Genomic DNA, 18,594 nt, shown 5'->3' with positions numbered 1-18,594 from the left:
GTTATCGTATATTGCGGAATAAATTATCAAAATCTTTAAACTCTACATATGCGCCGTTTGTATATGGACACTCAATCCACATCAACGGACGGTCGTGATACATGGATGCGACGAGCGAAAAAGTGCTTGGCGCTCCCATTATATAGTCGCATTCGGACAACAGGCACAGATCTTCGCCCGGATTGCCGTCGGGGAAGAAGACGCTGATTCTACGACAGAATCCTTGCGCCCCATGAGCCTTCACCGGACCGCCAAGCTCTTCCATATAACGTGTCTTGTCCAGCGACGGATCGTTTCCGCAGATGAACACATTTATGTTCCGGTCGTTATGTTGCCCGGCAAACCGGCGTATATATCCTATGTACGTATCGTCGTCAAAATAATATTGTCCGCCTTTCCATGTCTTATAGTCACCACGACGAATATGCACGCCGAGATTCAGGTCTCCGTCTATGGTCTTCGATGCCATATATGACATGATGCCGTCACTGATGCTCTTCTTGAATGAAAACAGGTTGACGATTTCCGGCTTGTATTTCAGGAACAAGTCGTAGAACCTTACATACCATCCTTCCACCATTACATTGCCAGCCGACAGCATAAGCCTTTCCTTTTCCGTCGTATCGATGTTTTCATCATGGAATCCCACGACAGGCATCATTCCCCATTTAGCCATGTACTTTGCAATGAGGTACGTAAGGAAGCTGTGATAAGGTGTGGAACATATTCTGAAATATTGATATTTGTAACAGAAACGCATGGATACGCTTTTCCGGCCATGTTCCCTTGCCCAAGCATAGACATGACCGTATTGCAGTATGTTATTGCACATCCTACCCTTGTCTCTTGCAAATATCATATATGTTTTGTTCCTATGCCAACTTCTTTTAATCTACAAAGATAGTTCTTTCCTACAACAAAACGGCAAAAAAACGCGACAAGTTTTCTTGTTACAGCATAATTTTCTTAATTTTGCAGAACATTTGCCCACAAGACAACATTTATCAGATGGATAAAGCTACCACATCCCAACTCAAAGGCATTGCCATATTGTCAATGCTGTGGCTGCATCTGTTCAGTTCCGGAGATCTGACCGCAACTTTGGCCAACACCGTATATTTCTACAATGGCGCCCCGCTGGCCACGGTGATGAAAAAAATATGCTCCATGTGCGTGCCTGTATACATATTCTTGGGCGGATACGGACTGGCCGTAACCCATGAACGGGCCGTAGCGCAAGGCCGCCGTATGCGCAATTGGCGGCGCGTGCTGAGCCTATACGCCAATTTATGGACCGTATTCCTGTTTTTCTATCCGTTGGGACTGGCATTCAATCCGCAACTTTTCAATACCGGCATATACGATGCGGCACTCAATCTTACCGGTCTGAAATGCTCCATGAACGGTGCATGGTGGTTTCTCCTGCCATATGCGATACTGACACTCCTGTCGGACCGCATACTGAAACTGATATATTCAGCCGGTGTGAAGCATGAAATACTGATGCTCGTCCCGGTCTTCATGCTGTACGCAGGGGCATACGTTGCTGTCGATTCCGTTAATCCCGACCATTCCGGAACAGCCGGACTTGTGGTTATCAACGTGCTGAGGATATTCATGTTGCTGTTCATGTTCATGGCCGGAGTGATGTTTGCAAGACACCGGCTTATAGAAAAACTGAGGTCGCGGCTGACCTCTCGTTACAGTTATGGCAGAATCAATGTCACAGCGGCTTGTACGGCGGCCGTACTACTGTTCATAAAACTTTGCATCGGCGCCTCAAGTCTCATACATCCATGGTTTGTGATGATACTCATACCGCTGTACGCTGTGTGCAAACGTCCGGCATGGGCTGACCGCATGTTTGAATACTTCGGCCGACACAGCACGAATATGTGGCTCATCCATTATTTCTTCGTTCATTACATATTCGGCAATGCCATTTACTCATTGCGCTATCCTGTCGTGATATGGATTGTCCTTGTAGCCGTCTCGCTGGTATCATCGTATATCGTAGGTTTTGTATATGCTCCGATAAGGAGACTTGTAAGACAGGAACGTCCCGTTATCAGCCGCTAAGCAGATATCAAGTCTATCTCGATCAAGCCTCATTTTTCTTTGCCGGCAAATCAAACCTCCGCTCCCACTCCTTACGCGTACGTTTCCACCTGTTATGTGTCCACAGCCACAGATGAGGCTGACGACGGATGGTCGCTTCCAGTTCACGCCAGTACAGTTCCGTAAGTCCGTATTCTGACAATTCCTGCGGTGCATCGCTCATCAGTTTGAATTCAGCGACATACCGTCCTCGTCTTTCTCTACGGACATCGAGATAGTATGTCTTAAGGTTATACTTACGTGCAATACGCTCCGTACCGGTCAGTACAGGTGTATCATGGTTCAGAAAATCCGTCCAATAATGTATATTGTTCCAAAACGGTGTCTGATCAGCAATGAATCCTATGATTACAGGCTTTCCCTCATTGCGGTATTTCACAATATAACGCAATGTTTCCGCCATCGGTATGCTTATGGCCCCCATACGCCCTCTCAAACGATAGAACAATTTGTCGAACATCGGATTCTCAAGCACATGATATATCTGTGCACATACAGCATCGCAACCTATCGACAACGGCAACGATGTCACCCACTCCCAATTGCAATAATGTCCCAGATACAACGCGCACGACCGACCGCTTTTCAAGGTTTCCCTCACTTGTTCCAATCCCTCGAAGCGCATCCGTTTCTTCATCTGCCTGCCGCCCATTGAGAACAGTTTGATTGTCTCTACAATATAGTCACAGAACCATGAATAGAAGTCCTTCTCTATTCTTATTATCTCCTTGACCGTCTTGTCAGGAAAAGAGTCTGTAAGATTCCTGCGCACCAATGGCCGGCGATATCTTACAACATAATATATCAGGTAGAACAACCCGTCGGAAATTACATAAAGCACCCTCAGCGGCAGCAGCGATATGAGATACCACAGACCGAATACAGTGTAATAAAATGCCTTTTTCATTCCCTGACCGTTATAAAATTCATAATCTTACTGTTTTTACTGCATATGGTTTTACAGTATAATATGCAAAGATACGGAAACCTTTTGAGACATACAACAAAAAAATATTGCAATCTTCCGATTAAATCAAAAGATTGCAATATTTCCTTATCCAATCATTAAAACAGTTCCGTATGGCCTATATGGTCTGCATATCGTTAAGCCTTTTGTAATATCCGTCGAGAGCGATGAGTTGTTCGTGCGTGCCACGCTCCACAATCCTGCCCTCGTGTATCACGCATATCTCGTCGGCACTGTGTATCGTTGACAGACGATGTGCGATGGCAACGGTGGTGCGCGTCTTCATGAGCCTCTCGAGAGCTTCCTGCACCAACCGCTCGCTCTCGGTGTCAAGAGCCGACGTCGCCTCGTCGAGTATCAGAATGGGCGGATTCTTGAGTATGGCCCGGGCTATGCTCACACGCTGGCGCTGTCCGCCCGACAGACGTCCGCCGCGGTCACCGATATTGGTGTCGAATCCGTGCTCCGACTCCATTATGAAGTTGTAGGCATTCGCTATCCTTGCCGCCTCGTCTATTTGCTCCTGCGTGGCGTTGTCCACCCCGAAGGCGATGTTGTTGCGGAACGAGTCGTTGAAGAGAATGGCCTCCTGATTGACGTTGCCTATCAGCTGGCGCAGGTCATATATTCCGAGGTCCTTCACGTTGATGCCGTCTATGAGCACTTCGCCCTCCTGCACGTCGTAGTAACGCGGAATGAGATCTACCATGGTCGATTTTCCTCCTCCGCTCTGTCCCACCAGAGCAACTGTCTTTCCCTTCTCTATCGTCAGGTTGATGTTGCGCAGAATCCAGCGTGTCTGCGAAGGGTCTTCGGCATTATAGTTGTACGCGAACGACACGTTACGGAACTCTATCGTATGCCTGAACTCGTCTATGTGCTTCGGATTGTCTTTCTCGCGTATAGGGTTCTCGGCATTCAATATCTTGTTGACACGGTCCATCGAAGCCAGTCCGCGCGGTATGTTGTAGCTTGCCTTTGAAAACTCTTTCAGCGGATTAATGACACTGTAAAGGATTACAAGATAATAGATGAACGTCGGGCCGGAGATGGTTGACTTGTTGAGCACGAGTATTCCGCCGAACCACAGCACTATCATTATGAGCACCGTGCCGAGAAACTCGCTCATGGGGTGAGCCAGCTGCATCCTTATCACCATGCGCTTAAGCGTGTCGCGGTGCAGATTGTTGATACGGTCGAAACGTTCGTTCATCTTCTTCTCGGCACAGAAAGCCTTTACTATGCGCAGTCCGCCGAGCGTCTCCTCCACCTGGCTCATAGTGTCACTCCACAGGGCCTGCACGTTGAGCGACTGCGCCTTGAGCTTGCGGCTCACCACTCCCATGAACCATCCCATGGCGGGAACCACGGCAAGAGTGAAGAGCGTCAGCTCCCAACTGATGAAGAACAGCGTAACAACATAGCTCACAATGAGGATAGGATTCTTGAAAAGCATGTCGAGCGACGACATTATCGATGTCTCCACCTCGTTCACGTCGCCGGTGATGCGCGCTATGATGTCACCCTTGCGTTCGTCGGTGAAGAAACTCAGCGGCAGCGCCGTTATCTTGAAGTATATCAGATTGCGTATGTCGCGGACTATTCCCGTACGTATGGGCACGATAAATGCCGAGGCACCGAAATACAGGCTCGTCTTTATCAGTGTTGTGAAAACGAGGAACAGCCCGATGGCAAACAGTGCCGTCACCGCTCCCCAGCTGTCTATCATCTGACAAACGTAATAGTTCAAGTTGCCGGAGGCCCAGTCTTTCAGACTCCCGTCGCCCCAAGCCATCGGGCTTGTCACCCTGTTCTCGTCTACCTTGAAAAGTATCTGCAATATGGGTATCAATGCCGCAAACGAAAAAATGTTCATGACCGCCGACAGTATGTTGCACACTATCGACAATACCAGATATTTTCTATAAGGCGGCAGAAAACGCCACATTATATTCAAAAAGTCTTTTACCATTTTAAAAGGAGTTAGTTGAAAAAGGAACTACCGCTTACTGTATCCGCTTAGGAACTGTTGTCCTGCAACCGGCAATGGGCCGGGCGGAATACAACGTCTGTCGCCCTTCTCTTTCAATTCTTATATTCCGAGTCTTTTCCCGAACAGAGTGGCGCTTGTACTGCCTGTTATAACCACACGCACTGTCTGCCCCACCCGGCTGTCGCCCTTGTCAAACACCACCATCTTGTTCTGCTCCGTGCGTCCGCACATCTGCTCGCGCGAGCGCTTGCTGTAGCCTTCTACGAGCACGTCAAACTCGCGGCCCTCGTCGCGGCGGTTGGCCTCGGCCGACAGTTCCGTCTGCAACTGTATCATCTCGTTGAGCCGTCTTATCTTCACCTCCTCCGGCACGTCGTCCGGCAGATGTTTCGACGCGTACGTACCGGGACGCTCACTGTACTTGAACATGAAGGCCGAATCGTAACCCACCTCGCTCATCAGCGACAGCGACATACGGTGGTCTTCCTCGGTCTCGCTGTGATAGCCCACAAACATGTCCGTCGAGATGGCACAGTCGGGCACTATACGCCGTATCGCCGCCACGCGGTCGAGATACCATTCGCGTGTGTACTTGCGGTTCATCAGCTGCAGAATCCTGTTGCTGCCGCTCTGTACGGGCAGATGTATATGGCGGCACACGTTCGGCTCCCCGGCTATCACTCTGAGTGTATCGTCGCTCATGTCCTTGGGATGACTTGTAGTGAAGCGTACACGCATCTCCGGCACCGTGCGGGCAACCATACGCAACAGACCTGCGAAGGACAAGTCTCCTTCGGATGAGCCGGCAGGAATCCTGTACGAATTGACATTCTGCCCCAGCAGTGTCACCTCCTTGTATCCCCGGTCGCGCAGATCGCACACCTCGCGCAGTATGCTCTCTACGTCGCGGCTGCGCTCCCGCCCGCGGGTGTACGGCACTATGCAGTAGTGGCAGAAGTTGTTGCATCCGCGCATGATGCTGACAAATCCTCCCGTACGGCTTGCGTGCAGCCTCTGAGGCACCACATCGCGGTATGTCTCCGTTGTCGAAAGTTCTATGTTGATGGCCTTGTGGCCGGCCTCGGCCTGTGCTATCAGATCAGGCAGTGCAAGATAAGCGTCCGGTCCCGCCACAAGGTCGGCATGATGGTTCTCGAGCAGTTCGTCGCGCACTCTCTCGGCCATACATCCCAATACTCCCACTATCAGCTTGCGGCCCTTGCGGCGTTCGGCGTCGAGTGCTTCAAGACGGTGATAAATCTTCTGCTCCGCATTGTCGCGCACCGAACATGTGTTCAGCAACACGGCATCGGCATCCGCTATATCCTCGCAGACATCGTATCCTGCCATTTTCATCACCGAGGCCACGACCTCCGAATCCGCAACATTCATCTGGCAGCCATAGGTCTCGATAAACAGTTTTTTCATAAAGTCTTAATTATATAATCAAGGTGCAAATGTACAATAAAATAGTGAGATTATACACCGGCAGGATAAAGAAAATGATTTGCGGAATTATTTTGCGGGATTTTCTTTTGAGAAAAAAAGGGTGCAACGAGCCACACGACTGATGACGAAAATGAAAATCACCAAAAAGAAACAGCAAGGCATTCAAAGCCTCCCCAAAAACAGATCATACGTATTGATTCTGTTGAATGACTTATGAATCAATGAATGCCAAGTAAATTTTATTCTGAAAAAAACGCATTTTATTTTTTCCGAAATAGAAAAGCCGGGAGGCCTTCTCGGCTTCCTTTACACACGTTTTTTGCCTTGTTTTCTCGCCGTAAGGGCCTCCCGACACTCCCGCGAGGGCCGTTTCGCATTGCAATAAGGCCGCCGTCGCAATGCAACAACGGCCTTATTGCAATGCGAAACGGCCCTCTCTGCTTTCTTGACAAAGCCTCATCTACATAACGTGCTGACTGTCAGCGCTCCCCGTTTGATACAAAAATCGCGATTTTCGGTGCCTTGTCCGAAAATCGCGATTCCGATGTCGCTTAACATACGTTAAAGTAAAGATTTTTAAATACCGGCGTATCAGAACTTTGGGTTTGCCACATCCTTATCTCTTCCTGTACTTTACGATCGTCGTCACACTGCCATCGGATACCGAAGTTTTCCGCTTGTCGTACGTGAGCATGTATATGCGCGTACAATCGTTCTTCTCTATCGTGAGCAGCATCGTCACCTTGTTGCCGTCCTCTGTCTCGCTGAACGTGCCGCTACCGGCCTCAGACCTGAATACCCCGACAAAGGAGGCAGCGTTGTAAGACGATGTCTTGAGCACCTTGACCACCTTTTTGACCTTGTGCGTGGCGGGATTTCGCTCTATGACCGATGTGAATGTGCTTGCCCCTATACACTCGTTTGAAAACATGTTCATACGATTGTCTATCGTGTTCTGGCCGCGCGCATGCGACAGCACCGACACGACAACAACCAAAAGCATCAATATTCTTTTCATAAACTCAAAATCAAGAAAACGTTATCACTCAAGCAACCTGCGGATGCGCTCGCGCTCTTCTGGATCGCTTATGGCACCGAGCACATCCTGTTCGGCCGCCGTTATAGCAGCTTCGGCACTGGCACGGTGTTCCTGTATCTCGACCATACGCAGCGTACTCTCTATATGCGGCAGAATCTTTTTAAGATTGTCAGTACGCTGACCGTCGACAATCATATAGCTGCCGCCGTAGAGCGACGAAAGACGGTTGCGGTAGCGGATGTCTTCGGCAATGAAAATTCCGGCGGCTATCAGCACTACAGCAGCGGCGGCAACGGACACACGCCTCAACACGGCAAAGCGCCGGCGTGTCTGCGGAGGGACCGGCATACAGCACTCTCCTCTCCCATCCGGCTCCTCACCGGCAGTATTTCCACCGGCAGCAGCCGGCGTTGCCGGTGGAACCAGCAGTGCGAAGTCGCGAAACATCTCGCAATACTCCTCCAGTTCGGCCGGAACATCGTCCGAAGCGAAGAATGCGTATAGACGCCGTTCTTCGTCAATCGACGTGGCACCGTCAAAAAAACGGTCCATAAGCATCTTTACATTCTTTATATCATCCATCTTCTCCATTGTCATCGCTTGTTTCTCATTTGTCTGTAACGGTCTCTCACAGCCTGGCGGGCACGGCTCAGGGCCTTCCTCACCGCCTCTTCGCTGCTACCGGTCTGTTCGGCAATATCACCCATCTCCATGCCATCTAAATGCCGCATGCAGAGCACGGTACGCTGCCGGTCGGGCAGCCGGTCGACGATAGCCATTATCCTGTCCACACGCTCGCACGAATCGTCAACGGCGGCGGCAGCGGAACAGACGGCAGTGGCAGAAAAGCAACGGTCTGCAACGGCCGCCAGGCCTTCATCGCCCGCAAGCGGGACCACCGTCACGGCATTGCGGCGGCGGAGCCTGTCGACGCATATATTACGGACAACGACACGTGCCATCGGCTCCATCGGACAGTGCAGATTGCAGCGCATGTCCCAAAGCTTCATCATGGCGTCCTGCACCACATCTTCAGCTTCGTCGCCTACGTACTGCCATGCCGTGCCTACAAGGCGCGGGCGCAGCACTGCGGCTTCTTCCATATATTCGCTGTCCGTCATAGGCAATGGTTGTGTGTATCTGCCGTCAGGCCGGTCCGGTTCAATATCTGTTCAGACCGCTGCAGTTCACCGCTGCGGCTCCCGAGCCTTCTATTTTCACATCGTCGGCCGTGCCCGTTATCGTTATGGCCGACATGCCGGTGTGGACAACGTTCAATTTGTTGCAATCCACTCCGATGTTCATACTCCTCGCTCCGCTGCTGGAAATGTCCGCCCGGTCGCCCTTGTATGTGAGTATCGAATTGCCCATACCACCTTGGTTTATGCTCAGGGTCGTGCCGCTCATCTTTCCCGATCTTATCTGGGCCGTGCCGGTGGCTGTCAGCCGTATGGCCGGAGCCTCTGTGTCACCCATTACCAATGTACCCATACCGCCGCAAGAGATATCGAACGTTCCGCTGCTCGTGATGTTGCCCGATTCTATATTAGCCGTTCCGCTCTTGTCTATCTTTATGCTTTGGCAGTTTATATCGGCCGTGGATATTATTCCCATTCCTCCGGCCTCTATCCTAAGGTCGCCTGAGGCACGGACTGGCCCGACACACAGGTCGGCAGTGCCGTATTTGTTCATCGAGACGTTACTGCCGCTGACATCGGCCGCCGTAAGTTTGCCCATGCCTCCGGCCTTGATAGTGAGATTGCCGGAGGCATGGACCGCTCCCATACTCAGGTTGGCGGTGCCGTGTTTGTCTATCTTGACGTCGGTGCCCTTTATGCGGCCGGTGCTGACGCTTGACATGCTGCCTGCCGTAAGTATGAAATCGCCGGTATCTATATCCGACAGTTCGGCCACGGTCTCGCCGAAACACTCTATGAGCCGTGGATTGGGGCATGACACTTCCAGTATCACCATCCCCTTTTCCAGTTCCACTCTACCTTTCCATTTCAGACAAAGTTTGCTGCCATCGACGTATACGTTTGCCAATTCGTGTCCTTTCGCCGTTGTGGTAAGGGCAACGCTATATTCGGAAGACTGCCTGTACTTGAGCGTGGTTATCCAGTAGCATTCTATCTCATTGAAATCGCGCAACGGAAGTGTGCGCCTGATAAGCCGACCGTCGTCCGAAACGCTCTCCTTACATCCGCCGTCAGCATACGCCATGCCTGTAGCCGCCTTACGCGAACTGCTGCAGGCCGTAGACATGCACACGGCCAGAGCAATGATAAATAATCTCCGTATGTTCATAATTGACTGGTTATTGGTTTGTTTTCATAATCTTTTAACTGTTCATCAAACGGTATTACACAAAGAGACGTCCCCCCGTTGTTTACCTGTAATACGTAAAAACAACAGTTTTGTGACATAAAAACAAAGGAAAAAAAACGATAATCGACTCAAAAAAGACACACAGCCTCATGACATGACGTGTCATGAAACATCGTCGTTATCGGTCATCGGCCCGTACGGCACATCTCCGAATAGTCCTTAGGCTCTATCCTGCCCGTGAGCACACACAGGGCGTTGTAGGCCAGTGAGTTTATCTCGTTCTCGCCGGGCATCACCACCACCGGAGCAAGAAAGTCAATCTGCGCCTTTAGCCGCTTCATGCAATAGTCGCTGTAGGCTATGCCGCCGGTGACGATGACGGCCTTCTCCTCACCGTGCAACGCCACATGCATGGCCCCTATCTGCTTTGCCACGGTATAAAGCATGGCATCGAGAACCGTGCGGCACGGCTCGTCTCCATCCTCGGCACGGCGTGCTATGGTTATCATGTCGTTGGTGCCGGTATATGCCATCAGACCTCCGTGGCCGTGAATCATCTTCTTGATCTGCTTCATGGTATACTTGCCGCTGAAACAAAGGTCGACAAGTTGTCCGGCAGGCAGCGTGCCGGCACGTTCGGTAGAGAATGGTCCCTCGCCGTCAAGAGCGTTGTTGACATCGATGACCATACCGCGACGGTGGGCGCTGACAGAGATGCCGCCGCCCATATGAGCCACTATCACGCTGATATCCTCATAGCGCTGTCCGGCCTTGGAGGCATACTGACGGGCCATAGCCTTGCTGTTGAGAGCATGGAACACCGATTTGCGCATCATCCCGGGTATGCCGGTATAGCGTGCCACGGTCTGCATCTCGTCGACCACCACCGGGTCGGCAATGAACGCAGGGCAGCCGCATTCCTGTGCCAGTTCGTCGGCCAGCAGCGCACCGAGATTGCACACATGGTCCATCTCGGCCGTAAGCAGGTCGCGCTTCATTTTCTCGTCGACACGATATACGCCTCCAGGCAGCGGACTGAGCAGACCGCCGCGCCCTATGACAGCATCGAAACCGACAGCGATGCCATCGGCCTGCATCCTGCGGCGTATGAAGTCCATGCGATATTCATACTGCTCGGTGGAACGGTGAAACCGCACGAGGTCGGCAGCGGAATGATGCGCTCCCGACATCCACACGGCACGGTCGTTCTCGTAGAGGGCGAGTTTGGTCGATGTTGCTCCGGGATTGATTACGAAAATGCGGTAAGGACGTGAGCCGTCACGGCATGTATTGTTGTCGGTAATTGGTTTCATAGTCAGTAGTTGTTACTTGTTAATTTATGGTTTGCCACGTGCGGCGGCATACCGCAACGTGACTTCTGCAATATTGTCATAAAGCGGCCATGACCAGACTGTAGTACTTGGACACTTCCGAATCGGCTCTCGAGGCCACCACCACCGGTACCGTCGTACCGGCAAGCCACCCGGCGGTCTGTGCTCCGGCAAAGAGCGTAATGGTTTTGTAGAATGTGTTGCCGGCCTCGATGTTGGGAAATATCAGCACGTCGGCACAGCCTGCCACGGGCGACGATATGCCTTTGATGGCCCCGCTCTCGGCATCGAGCGCCGTCTTGACATCCATCGGCCCGTCGACTACAGCATTGCCGTATGCTCCTGCGGCGGCACGACGCTTTATCTCTTCGTAGGCTACAGTGTGCTCGAACTTGGGGTTCACCTTTTCCGTGCAGTGTGTCAGCGCTATGTTGGGAGTGTCGATTCCGAAACGACGGCATGCCGATGCACAGGCATTCACTATGGCATCAAACTGTACGAGCGTAGGACGGGGCACCACAGCGGCATCCGAAAACATCAGCAGTTTCCCGTAAGCCGGTATGTGGCTCATCGTGATATGGTTCATCACGCGCCCCGGTTCCAACAGTCCGCATTGCTTGTCGAGTACGGCCCGCAGAAGCACATCTGTGTTCACCGTTCCCTTCATCAGCACATCGGCCTCGCCACGCCGCACCACAGCCACTGCCTCACGCGAGGCCTCGGCCGCATCGGCACAGACCACAATGTCCACCAATCCGGCATGGGCTTCCGCCACACGCGCAAGACGCGGACTGAGCGGTCCTGCCGTAGTAAGCACAAAGCGCGCGAAGCCCTCGCCAAGTGCGCGCTCTATCACATATTCGGTATGTGTGTCGTGGGGGCAGGCCAAAGCTATGCACTTTCGGACAGACATGCCTCTAAGTCTCTGTTCCAAAAATGAAAAATCATGAAGTAGTTCCATAGGCTTTATTTTTCTGCAAACTTAAGAAAATAATTTCTATTTAACGAGAATTATGCGGGAAAAATCTTTTTAAGATAATGCTTTTCTCATATCGAACTCACGTTAATATAATAATAAAAAAACTAAGAGCTAAAAGTGAATAATCAGGAGTTATGATACCACCGGGACCTTCAGTCTCTGTTTATGCAACATATCATAACTCCTGATTATTCACTTTTAATCCTTAACTAAATGGCTGTGTCGTTGTCGATCAGTTCGAGCAGACGCTCCACGGCCTCCTCCTCGGGAATATTCTTTGCCACACACTCCTTGCGGCGGTAAAGAGAAATCTTGCCTCGGCCGGCGCCAACATATCCGTAGTCGGCATCAGCCATTTCGCCGGGACCGTTGACGATACATCCCATTATGCCTATTTTAAGACCTTTCAAATGCGCTGTGGCCTCCTTGATACGCGCTATGGTCGAGCGCAGGTCGTAAAGCGTGCGTCCACACCCCGGACAACTGATATACTCTGTCTTTGACGTGCGCAGACGTGCAGCCTGCAATATGCCGAAGGCTGTATCACAGATGTCAGATGACGACAGTGTTCCGTCGTTCATCAGCCAGATTCCGTCGCAGACTCCGTCAAACATAAGTGCTCCCATATCGACGGCAGCTTCAAGTTGGAAGTCACCTTTTTCCTCCTGCGTGTGGCGATACATCTGGCATATTACCACCGGGTTGGTCAGCCCGGCGGCAGAAATCTCGTGGATGAGGGCACGCTGTTCGCCAAGACGGTTCTGATGGTTGCTCACGCACACCACAACCACCTCAGGATGCCTGCGCAGACATGCCGTATACTCCTCTGCCGGCACACCGTATTGCAGCACAAGGAATTTGACATCGGCTTGCACTGTACCAATGAACGGCATGGCCGTATGGGGGAAGATGGGATAGAAGGAGCCCGCCCCCCCCTCAGTCCCCCCAAGGGGGGATGAAGCAGCAGCACCGAAATGCTCCTGATATACATTAAAGTCGACGATATACTTGTGGCCGGACGCCGGATTCGCCGGCATATTGCCACCTATATATATATAGTCGGGCTTCATATCGGACTTCGTATTGGGCTGCTCGTCGGACTCAGTGTCTCCCGCAGGGCATCCCCCCTTGGGGGGACCGAGGGGGGCCGGTCCCACCACCACCGGCACATTGTCACCGCCGATATTCCCCACGGCTGTCGTCTTGCGACGCTCGGGGTGCAGCCAATCGAAACCGGCACATGCCGTGGCAGGGATCATCATGTGACCGTCACGACACGTGACATAGTCTACAAGATGGCGTGCCACGGGAATCTCAGCCTCGGGCTCCTCGCTGAGTGATACGCGGATGGTGTCGCCGATACCGTCGGCCAGCAATGCACCGATACCTACGGCACTCTTTATGCGTCCGTCCTCACCCTCGCCGGCCTCGGTCACTCCAAGGTGCAGCGGATAGTACATGTCCGCGCGCTCCATGGCGTCGACAAGCAGACGTACCGAACGTACCATGACGACAGTGTTGCTTGCCTTTATGGAGATGACCACATCGTCAAACTTCTCCCGCTTGCAGATGCGCAGAAATTCCATACAGCTCTCAACGATGCCCTCGGGCGTGTCGCCGTAACGCGACATGATGCGGTCGGAGAGCGAACCGTGATTGACGCCGATACGCACTGCCGTATGATGCTCGCGGCATATATTGAGGAACGGCACGAAACGTTGTTCTATCTTCTGAAGTTCGGCGGCATATTCTTCATCGGTATACTCCAGTTGTCTGAACGTACGGGCGGGATCAACATAGTTACCCGGATTCACACGTACTTTCCCGGCATAGAGTGCAGCCACATCGGCCACGTTGGGGTTGAAATGCACGTCGGCCACTATCGGGACTGCATATCCGTCGGCTCTCAGCCGCTCACCGATATTCTTCAGGTTCTCGGCCTCGCGCACGCCCTGCGTGGTAAGACGCACATATTCTCCTCCGGCATCCACTATGCGTTCTGTCTGAGCCACTGAACCTTCGGTGTCGGTAGTCTGCGTAGTGGTCATCGACTGCACACGCACAGGATTGTCGCCGCCGAGAGGAGTGTTGCCTACGTTGACGACAGATGCCTTGCGGCGTGAGTAGTTAAACAAGTCTATCATGACAATATCTTTTTTAGTGAAGAGTGTAGAGTGATGAGTGCAGAGGTATGATTACCGTCAAGCCTCATTTACTAAAGGTAATCATACCTCTTTTAGTACAATTCTTATTTACTCTCTTGGTATGATTACCCTCAAGCCTCATTTACTAAAGGTAATCATACCTCTGCAATCATCACTCTGCACTCTAAACTGATTCCGATGAATCAGTTGGTCTTGAAATTGTATTTCACCTCAGCCAGCTCCATGTTGGCCTTCTCTATTTTTGCTTTCAGCCCGCTCTTGAACTCGGCAAGGCGTACGGCCAGAGCCTCGTCAGCCAAAGCCATCATCTCCACGGCCAGGATTGCGGCATTCTGCGCTCCGTTCACTCCCACCGTGGCCACAGGTATTCCCGGAGGCATCTGTATGATACTCAACATGGCGTCAAGCCCGTCAAGCATGCCCTTGATGGGTACTCCGATAACGGGCAGCGTTGTCGAAGCCGCTATCACCCCTGGCAGCGCGGCAGCCATGCCAGCTCCGGCTATTATCACCTTTATACCGCGATCCTTGGCTCCGCGGGCAAACTGCTCCACTGCATCCGGCGTGCGGTGGGCAGACAGTGCGTTAACTTCAAACGGCACCTGCATCTCGTCAAGAAACTTGCAGGCCTTTTCCATTACGGGCATATCACTCGTACTGCCCATGATAATACTTACTACTGGATTCATATTCTTTTTATATTTGCAAATATTCATTCAATACGGCTTTTCCATAACAACGTCTACACGAACAATATGGTAAGTGCCGAGCATACCATACCGATGCAGAATCCTCCAACAACCTGAGCCAACGAGTGCTGGCGCAGAATCATTCGGCTCGTACCGAGCAATCCGGCAAGCAGAAAAACGAGGCACATCCACCACACGGGATTGAAACCGAATATCTCTCCAAACGAGAACAATGCCCCCGCCATACCGCCGATAGCCGCCGTATGGGTGCTGATCTTCCACCATGCATTAATTATGGCACAGACAATCTGTATCATCAGTGCCGCTGTAATGATGCTTCCCATGAAATGGGGTATGTGCAACCTTTCCATGATATATACACACATTAGATAACACATGATAGATATTACATACGGCACCATTCGCCGCTCCTTGTGTCCCAATTCTATAAGCGTCCAACCCTGATAATGACGGTATAGACGTATTAGCAGTGTCGGAATCAATATTGTAAATACGCACACCAAAGACAGGACAAAAATCTTGTAGAACAGCGGCAACAGGCTGAGATAACTGAACAGAAACAATGCTATCAGTCCCACAAGAGGCAGATAGAACGGCGCAAACAGCATACTGAACAACCGTGCCGCAAGAATGATATTCTTGGTACGTGTGCTCTTATGCCTTTCCGAAGGATAAAGCCTTTGTTGATGTTCTTTGTGTAACATCTTTTTTATTTGTTTTATTATTGGGCAGATATTCCTAACTCTTCATTCAATGAATCCGCCTCAGACGGGCTATCGGTATGCTGAGCTGCTCACGGTATTTGGCCACGGTACGACGGGCTATGGGATAACCGCGCTTGTTGAGTTCATCGCGCAAGGCGTCGTCGCTCAGCGGGCGGCTACGGTCCTCGGCATCAACTATATCCCGTAAAGCGGCTTTTATACGGCGTGTCGACAATTCTTCGCCGCTTTCCGTGACATAGCTGTCGCTAAAGAAATGACGCAAGGGGAAAGTCCCCCACCGTGTCTGGGCATATTTGCTGTTGCTTACACGTGAGATAGTAGAAAGGTCGAGACCTGTTTTCTCGGCTATGTCCTTAAGAATCATCGGACGTAACGAGGCTTCGTCTCCATCCTCGAAAAAACGGTGCTGCCAGTGTATTATGGCTTGCATGGTAAGCGTAAGCGTACGTCGACGCATTTTCACAGCCTCAATAAATCCCTGTGCCGCCTCTACTTTCTTCTTGGTATACAGAAGCGCCTCCTTCATCTGCCGGCTCATTCCGGCCTTGTTCTCCTGATATTCGCGCAACGTGTCGGCAAACGATTGCGACACATGCAGTTCGGGAACATCGCCACTGTTGAGCGAGAACGTCACACTGCCGTCCTCATGCGTGTCAACTATAAAATCGGGCGTTATCTGCTGCATATTCCTGCCTACAGTCTCACCCATCGACGCTCCAGGCTTGGGGTTCAGCTTTCGTAACTCACCCATCAGTACATCGGCCTGCATCTCCGTCAATGACAGTGCCGCCCGTATACGATGCCAATGTTTCTTAGTGAACTCGTCAAAATAACGTTCAACCACATCGAGCATCAGATTCTTCAACCGTGAGTCGGGTCTGCGCTTCACCTGCAACAGCAAACACTCCTGCAAACTGCGGGCTCCGATGCCGGGCGGGTCGAGATACTGCTGCATAATGCCGAGCACACGGTCTATATCGTCGGCCGTCACGTCCAACCCCTGATATATGGCCAGTTCGTCGGCGATGCCGTCCATGCTTTTGCGCAGCAATCCATCGTCGTCGAGCGAGCCTATCAGATATTCCATTATCTGGCGTTGCCTGTCATCGATATCCATCTCGCCCAGTTGCTCCTTCAACTGGTCGTAGAATGACACCGCCTCACCATATACCATGTCCTCACGCTCATCCTGCGTGTTGATTCCGCCATGATACACTGGCAGATCTTCATCATCGCGCCCTATATTGCTCAAAGCGTCGTCAAGCGCCGACTGCCGTTCCTCGCGCTCATTGCGCGTGTCAAAATCGTCATCCGAAACAGTGTCGTCGTTTGGACCATCATCATAGATTTCGTTTCCTGATGTAATGTCATCTCCCGGTGACTCCGCCTCAAGCGCAGGATTGTCGTCCATCTCGGCATTTATCCGCTCCATCAACTGATTGATGGGCAGTTCCACCAGATGGGCTTGCAACAGCTGCTGTTGCGAGAAGTTTTGTGTCTGCCTGAGCGCTTGTTCCTGTTTCTGTTCCTGAACCTGACTTTGAGCCATAAACAAAATGAAATTATCGTGTCTTTTTTCGTCTGCAAATTTAAATAAAAAAAAGAATAAAGAAAAACTTAATGGTTTTTATTTATTTTCTTTAGGAGTTTTCTTTTAGGAGTTAAAGAGAATTATAGTTGGCAAAATTCGCTAAAGGAAGAACCAAACCGTTTATAAAAAAAACTCCTTCAACTCCCTCGCATACGATGCAAGACCCTCAATACTGCTATTACCGAAACGTTGCCATATAGTGCGACAGGCTGGCATTAACGGAGAGGAAAGGAGTCGAAGATTAGCCGGACGACTCAGATAAGGATCGAAATGCTGGTATAGTTGCAACACATCATTTACCACGTCAGGCGAAATCCTCATCACTCGCGCCAGTTCTATCACCTCAGGGGTCTCGGGTACCATCGTGGCCGGAGTAAGGCGGAAATACAGATCTATTATCATTATAAGCATTACAGGAATTACGTCAATGTCTTCACATATCGGACGAAAATCCCGCTCAAATGTCTCGACGGTATTCACACCGGCATAAAAAGCCTCGGCATTACAAAAACCACTCATGCCACGCAACCTCTTTACAGCTGCCGACAGTCGCCGTGGATTGCTGCCGTATGTCTCCCACAGATGTTCTATATAAGGTGTTTCATGATTAGCTATTGCACACATGCGGGTAAACAGCAATGCTGGACGTATGTGCAACTCAAGGCTCAGCTCTACCATCGGCCTGCTGTACATAGGCTTTACACCCACGGGGTTACGCAGGTAAAGTTGCATGAGCAACAGCCAATAATCATCAGACCAGTTTGATAGTTTTGCCATGTTATATGGTAGCAATATTTATTTTCTGCAAATATACAATTTCTTTTTCAGACAAGAAGAAATAAAATGAAAAAAGACATAAAAATTCAAAGGTAAACCCACATTTAAAATACAACCCTAACCAAACCTATCATTTTCCATTGAGAAGACAACGATACGTAAGTCAGCCAACAAGGTTAAACTACATTATTGTCCGGACAGAATGTGCCTTGTCTGGACAAAATGCGCTCTGGATGGATGCGCCCCAACGGGGCAACAAGCACACAGCCCGGGGCAGAGCGTAGCGACACCCCGGGATTCAAACATCGCCAATCCCCGCGCCCTGCAAGGTAGGGTGTCCAAAACTTGTCGCTCATTTCTGGAATCATAGTCAAATAAATATATTAAGTTAGTCAACAGAATCAAACTACATAATCACTCGG

General features: G+C 50.9%; 16 protein-coding genes. 1 reads left to right on the top strand and 15 read right to left on the bottom strand.

Features of this window, described 5'->3' with window-relative positions; all coding sequences use genetic code 11:
* Position 1 precedes the first annotated feature (1 nt).
* Complete coding sequence (locus HPS55_RS12135) at positions 2 to 859, bottom strand: O-fucosyltransferase family protein (protein ID WP_172174502.1); 858 nt, start codon at positions 857 to 859, stop codon at positions 2 to 4.
* Between the two features lie 149 nt (positions 860 to 1,008).
* Here HPS55_RS12135 and HPS55_RS12130 point away from each other — a divergent pair, with 149 nt between their 5' ends.
* Positions 1,009 to 2,079 (top strand): acyltransferase family protein, encoded by a 1,071-nt coding sequence (locus tag HPS55_RS12130; protein ID WP_172174500.1) that lies wholly within the window; start codon positions 1,009 to 1,011, stop codon positions 2,077 to 2,079.
* Between the two features lie 22 nt (positions 2,080 to 2,101).
* On the opposite strand, the gene HPS55_RS12125 is transcribed toward HPS55_RS12130, so the two are convergent.
* The 14 genes from HPS55_RS12125 to HPS55_RS12060 form a co-directional block, all read right to left on the bottom strand.
* Positions 2,102 to 3,025 carry a lysophospholipid acyltransferase family protein gene (locus HPS55_RS12125; protein ID WP_172174498.1) on the bottom strand — a complete coding sequence of 308 codons (924 nt, stop codon included), beginning with the start codon at positions 3,023 to 3,025 and terminating at the stop codon, positions 2,102 to 2,104.
* A gap of 178 nt (positions 3,026 to 3,203) precedes the next feature.
* Positions 3,204 to 5,033, bottom strand: coding sequence for an ABC transporter ATP-binding protein (locus HPS55_RS12120; RefSeq protein ID WP_253947658.1), 1,830 nt, complete (start codon positions 5,031 to 5,033; stop codon positions 3,204 to 3,206).
* Between the two features lie 144 nt (positions 5,034 to 5,177).
* Complete coding sequence (miaB, locus tag HPS55_RS12115; protein ID WP_172174494.1) at positions 5,178 to 6,506, bottom strand: tRNA (N6-isopentenyl adenosine(37)-C2)-methylthiotransferase MiaB; 1,329 nt, start codon at positions 6,504 to 6,506, stop codon at positions 5,178 to 5,180.
* A 637-nt stretch (positions 6,507 to 7,143) separates the two neighbouring features.
* Complete coding sequence (locus HPS55_RS12110; protein WP_172174492.1) at positions 7,144 to 7,545, bottom strand: DUF5024 domain-containing protein; 402 nt, start codon at positions 7,543 to 7,545, stop codon at positions 7,144 to 7,146.
* A 24-nt stretch (positions 7,546 to 7,569) separates the two neighbouring features.
* Positions 7,570 to 8,157 (bottom strand): hypothetical protein, encoded by a 588-nt coding sequence (locus HPS55_RS12105; protein ID WP_172174490.1) that lies wholly within the window; start codon positions 8,155 to 8,157, stop codon positions 7,570 to 7,572.
* 2 nt (positions 8,158 to 8,159) lie between these two features.
* A complete protein-coding gene (locus HPS55_RS12100) occupies positions 8,160 to 8,687 on the bottom strand; it encodes an RNA polymerase sigma factor (RefSeq protein ID WP_172174488.1) in 528 nt (175 codons plus the stop codon).
* 40 nt (positions 8,688 to 8,727) lie between these two features.
* Entirely contained in the window at positions 8,728 to 9,873 is a 1,146-nt protein-coding gene (locus tag HPS55_RS12095; RefSeq protein ID WP_172174485.1) for a GIN domain-containing protein, read from the bottom strand.
* Between the two features lie 206 nt (positions 9,874 to 10,079).
* A complete protein-coding gene (gene buk / locus HPS55_RS12090) occupies positions 10,080 to 11,207 on the bottom strand; it encodes a butyrate kinase (protein ID WP_172174482.1) in 1,128 nt (375 codons plus the stop codon).
* A gap of 76 nt (positions 11,208 to 11,283) precedes the next feature.
* Positions 11,284 to 12,186: a phosphate acyltransferase gene (locus HPS55_RS12085; RefSeq protein WP_172174479.1), complete on the bottom strand. Its 903-nt coding sequence runs from the start codon at positions 12,184 to 12,186 to the stop codon at positions 11,284 to 11,286.
* 227 nt (positions 12,187 to 12,413) lie between these two features.
* The gene (locus HPS55_RS12080; protein ID WP_172174476.1) at positions 12,414 to 14,348 is read right to left on the bottom strand and encodes a 4-hydroxy-3-methylbut-2-en-1-yl diphosphate synthase; all 1,935 of its coding nucleotides are present in this window, start codon (positions 14,346 to 14,348) and stop codon (positions 12,414 to 12,416) included.
* Between the two features lie 203 nt (positions 14,349 to 14,551).
* Entirely contained in the window at positions 14,552 to 15,058 is a 507-nt protein-coding gene (gene purE, locus HPS55_RS12075; protein ID WP_172174473.1) for a 5-(carboxyamino)imidazole ribonucleotide mutase, read from the bottom strand.
* A gap of 53 nt (positions 15,059 to 15,111) precedes the next feature.
* The gene (locus HPS55_RS12070) at positions 15,112 to 15,783 is read right to left on the bottom strand and encodes a phosphatase PAP2 family protein (RefSeq protein WP_172174470.1); all 672 of its coding nucleotides are present in this window, start codon (positions 15,781 to 15,783) and stop codon (positions 15,112 to 15,114) included.
* A 46-nt stretch (positions 15,784 to 15,829) separates the two neighbouring features.
* On the bottom strand, positions 15,830 to 17,353 hold the full coding sequence (gene rpoN, locus HPS55_RS12065) for an RNA polymerase factor sigma-54 (RefSeq protein ID WP_172174467.1): 1,524 nt from the start codon (positions 17,351 to 17,353) through the stop codon (positions 15,830 to 15,832).
* A gap of 162 nt (positions 17,354 to 17,515) precedes the next feature.
* Positions 17,516 to 18,172, bottom strand: coding sequence for a hypothetical protein (locus HPS55_RS12060; RefSeq protein ID WP_172174464.1), 657 nt, complete (start codon positions 18,170 to 18,172; stop codon positions 17,516 to 17,518).
* Between the last annotated feature and the right edge of the window lie 422 nt (positions 18,173 to 18,594).

The organism is Xylanibacter rodentium, from assembly GCF_013166575.1.
Taxonomy (GTDB): domain Bacteria; phylum Bacteroidota; class Bacteroidia; order Bacteroidales; family Bacteroidaceae; genus Prevotella; species Prevotella rodentium.
Note: the sequence above shows the minus strand (reverse complement) of the source record. Positions and strands in the feature narration are given on the sequence as shown.

Bases quoted from the DNA above. Each gene is read 5' to 3' on its own strand.
- HPS55_RS12125 (WP_172174498.1), bottom strand. From the start codon at position 3,025: ATGAAAAAGGCATTTTATTACACTGTATTCGGTCTGTGGTATCTCATA.
- HPS55_RS12070 (WP_172174470.1), bottom strand. From the start codon at position 15,783: ATGTTACACAAAGAACATCAACAAAGGCTTTATCCTTCGGAAAGGCAT.
- HPS55_RS12085 (WP_172174479.1), bottom strand. From the start codon at position 12,186: ATGGAACTACTTCATGATTTTTCATTTTTGGAACAGAGACTTAGAGGC.
- purE (WP_172174473.1), bottom strand. From the start codon at position 15,058: ATGAATCCAGTAGTAAGTATTATCATGGGCAGTACGAGTGATATGCCC.
- HPS55_RS12105 (WP_172174490.1), bottom strand. From the start codon at position 8,157: ATGGAGAAGATGGATGATATAAAGAATGTAAAGATGCTTATGGACCGT.
- HPS55_RS12080 (WP_172174476.1), bottom strand. From the start codon at position 14,348: ATGATAGACTTGTTTAACTACTCACGCCGCAAGGCATCTGTCGTCAAC.
- HPS55_RS12100 (WP_172174488.1), bottom strand. From the start codon at position 8,687: ATGACGGACAGCGAATATATGGAAGAAGCCGCAGTGCTGCGCCCGCGC.
- HPS55_RS12130 (WP_172174500.1), top strand. From the start codon at position 1,009: ATGGATAAAGCTACCACATCCCAACTCAAAGGCATTGCCATATTGTCA.
- buk (WP_172174482.1), bottom strand. From the start codon at position 11,207: ATGAAACCAATTACCGACAACAATACATGCCGTGACGGCTCACGTCCT.
- HPS55_RS12060 (WP_172174464.1), bottom strand. From the start codon at position 18,172: ATGGCAAAACTATCAAACTGGTCTGATGATTATTGGCTGTTGCTCATG.
- HPS55_RS12120 (WP_253947658.1), bottom strand. From the start codon at position 5,033: ATGTGGCGTTTTCTGCCGCCTTATAGAAAATATCTGGTATTGTCGATA.
- HPS55_RS12135 (WP_172174502.1), bottom strand. From the start codon at position 859: ATGATATTTGCAAGAGACAAGGGTAGGATGTGCAATAACATACTGCAA.
- miaB (WP_172174494.1), bottom strand. From the start codon at position 6,506: ATGAAAAAACTGTTTATCGAGACCTATGGCTGCCAGATGAATGTTGCG.
- HPS55_RS12110 (WP_172174492.1), bottom strand. From the start codon at position 7,545: ATGAAAAGAATATTGATGCTTTTGGTTGTTGTCGTGTCGGTGCTGTCG.
- HPS55_RS12095 (WP_172174485.1), bottom strand. From the start codon at position 9,873: ATGAACATACGGAGATTATTTATCATTGCTCTGGCCGTGTGCATGTCT.
- rpoN (WP_172174467.1), bottom strand. From the start codon at position 17,353: ATGGCTCAAAGTCAGGTTCAGGAACAGAAACAGGAACAAGCGCTCAGG.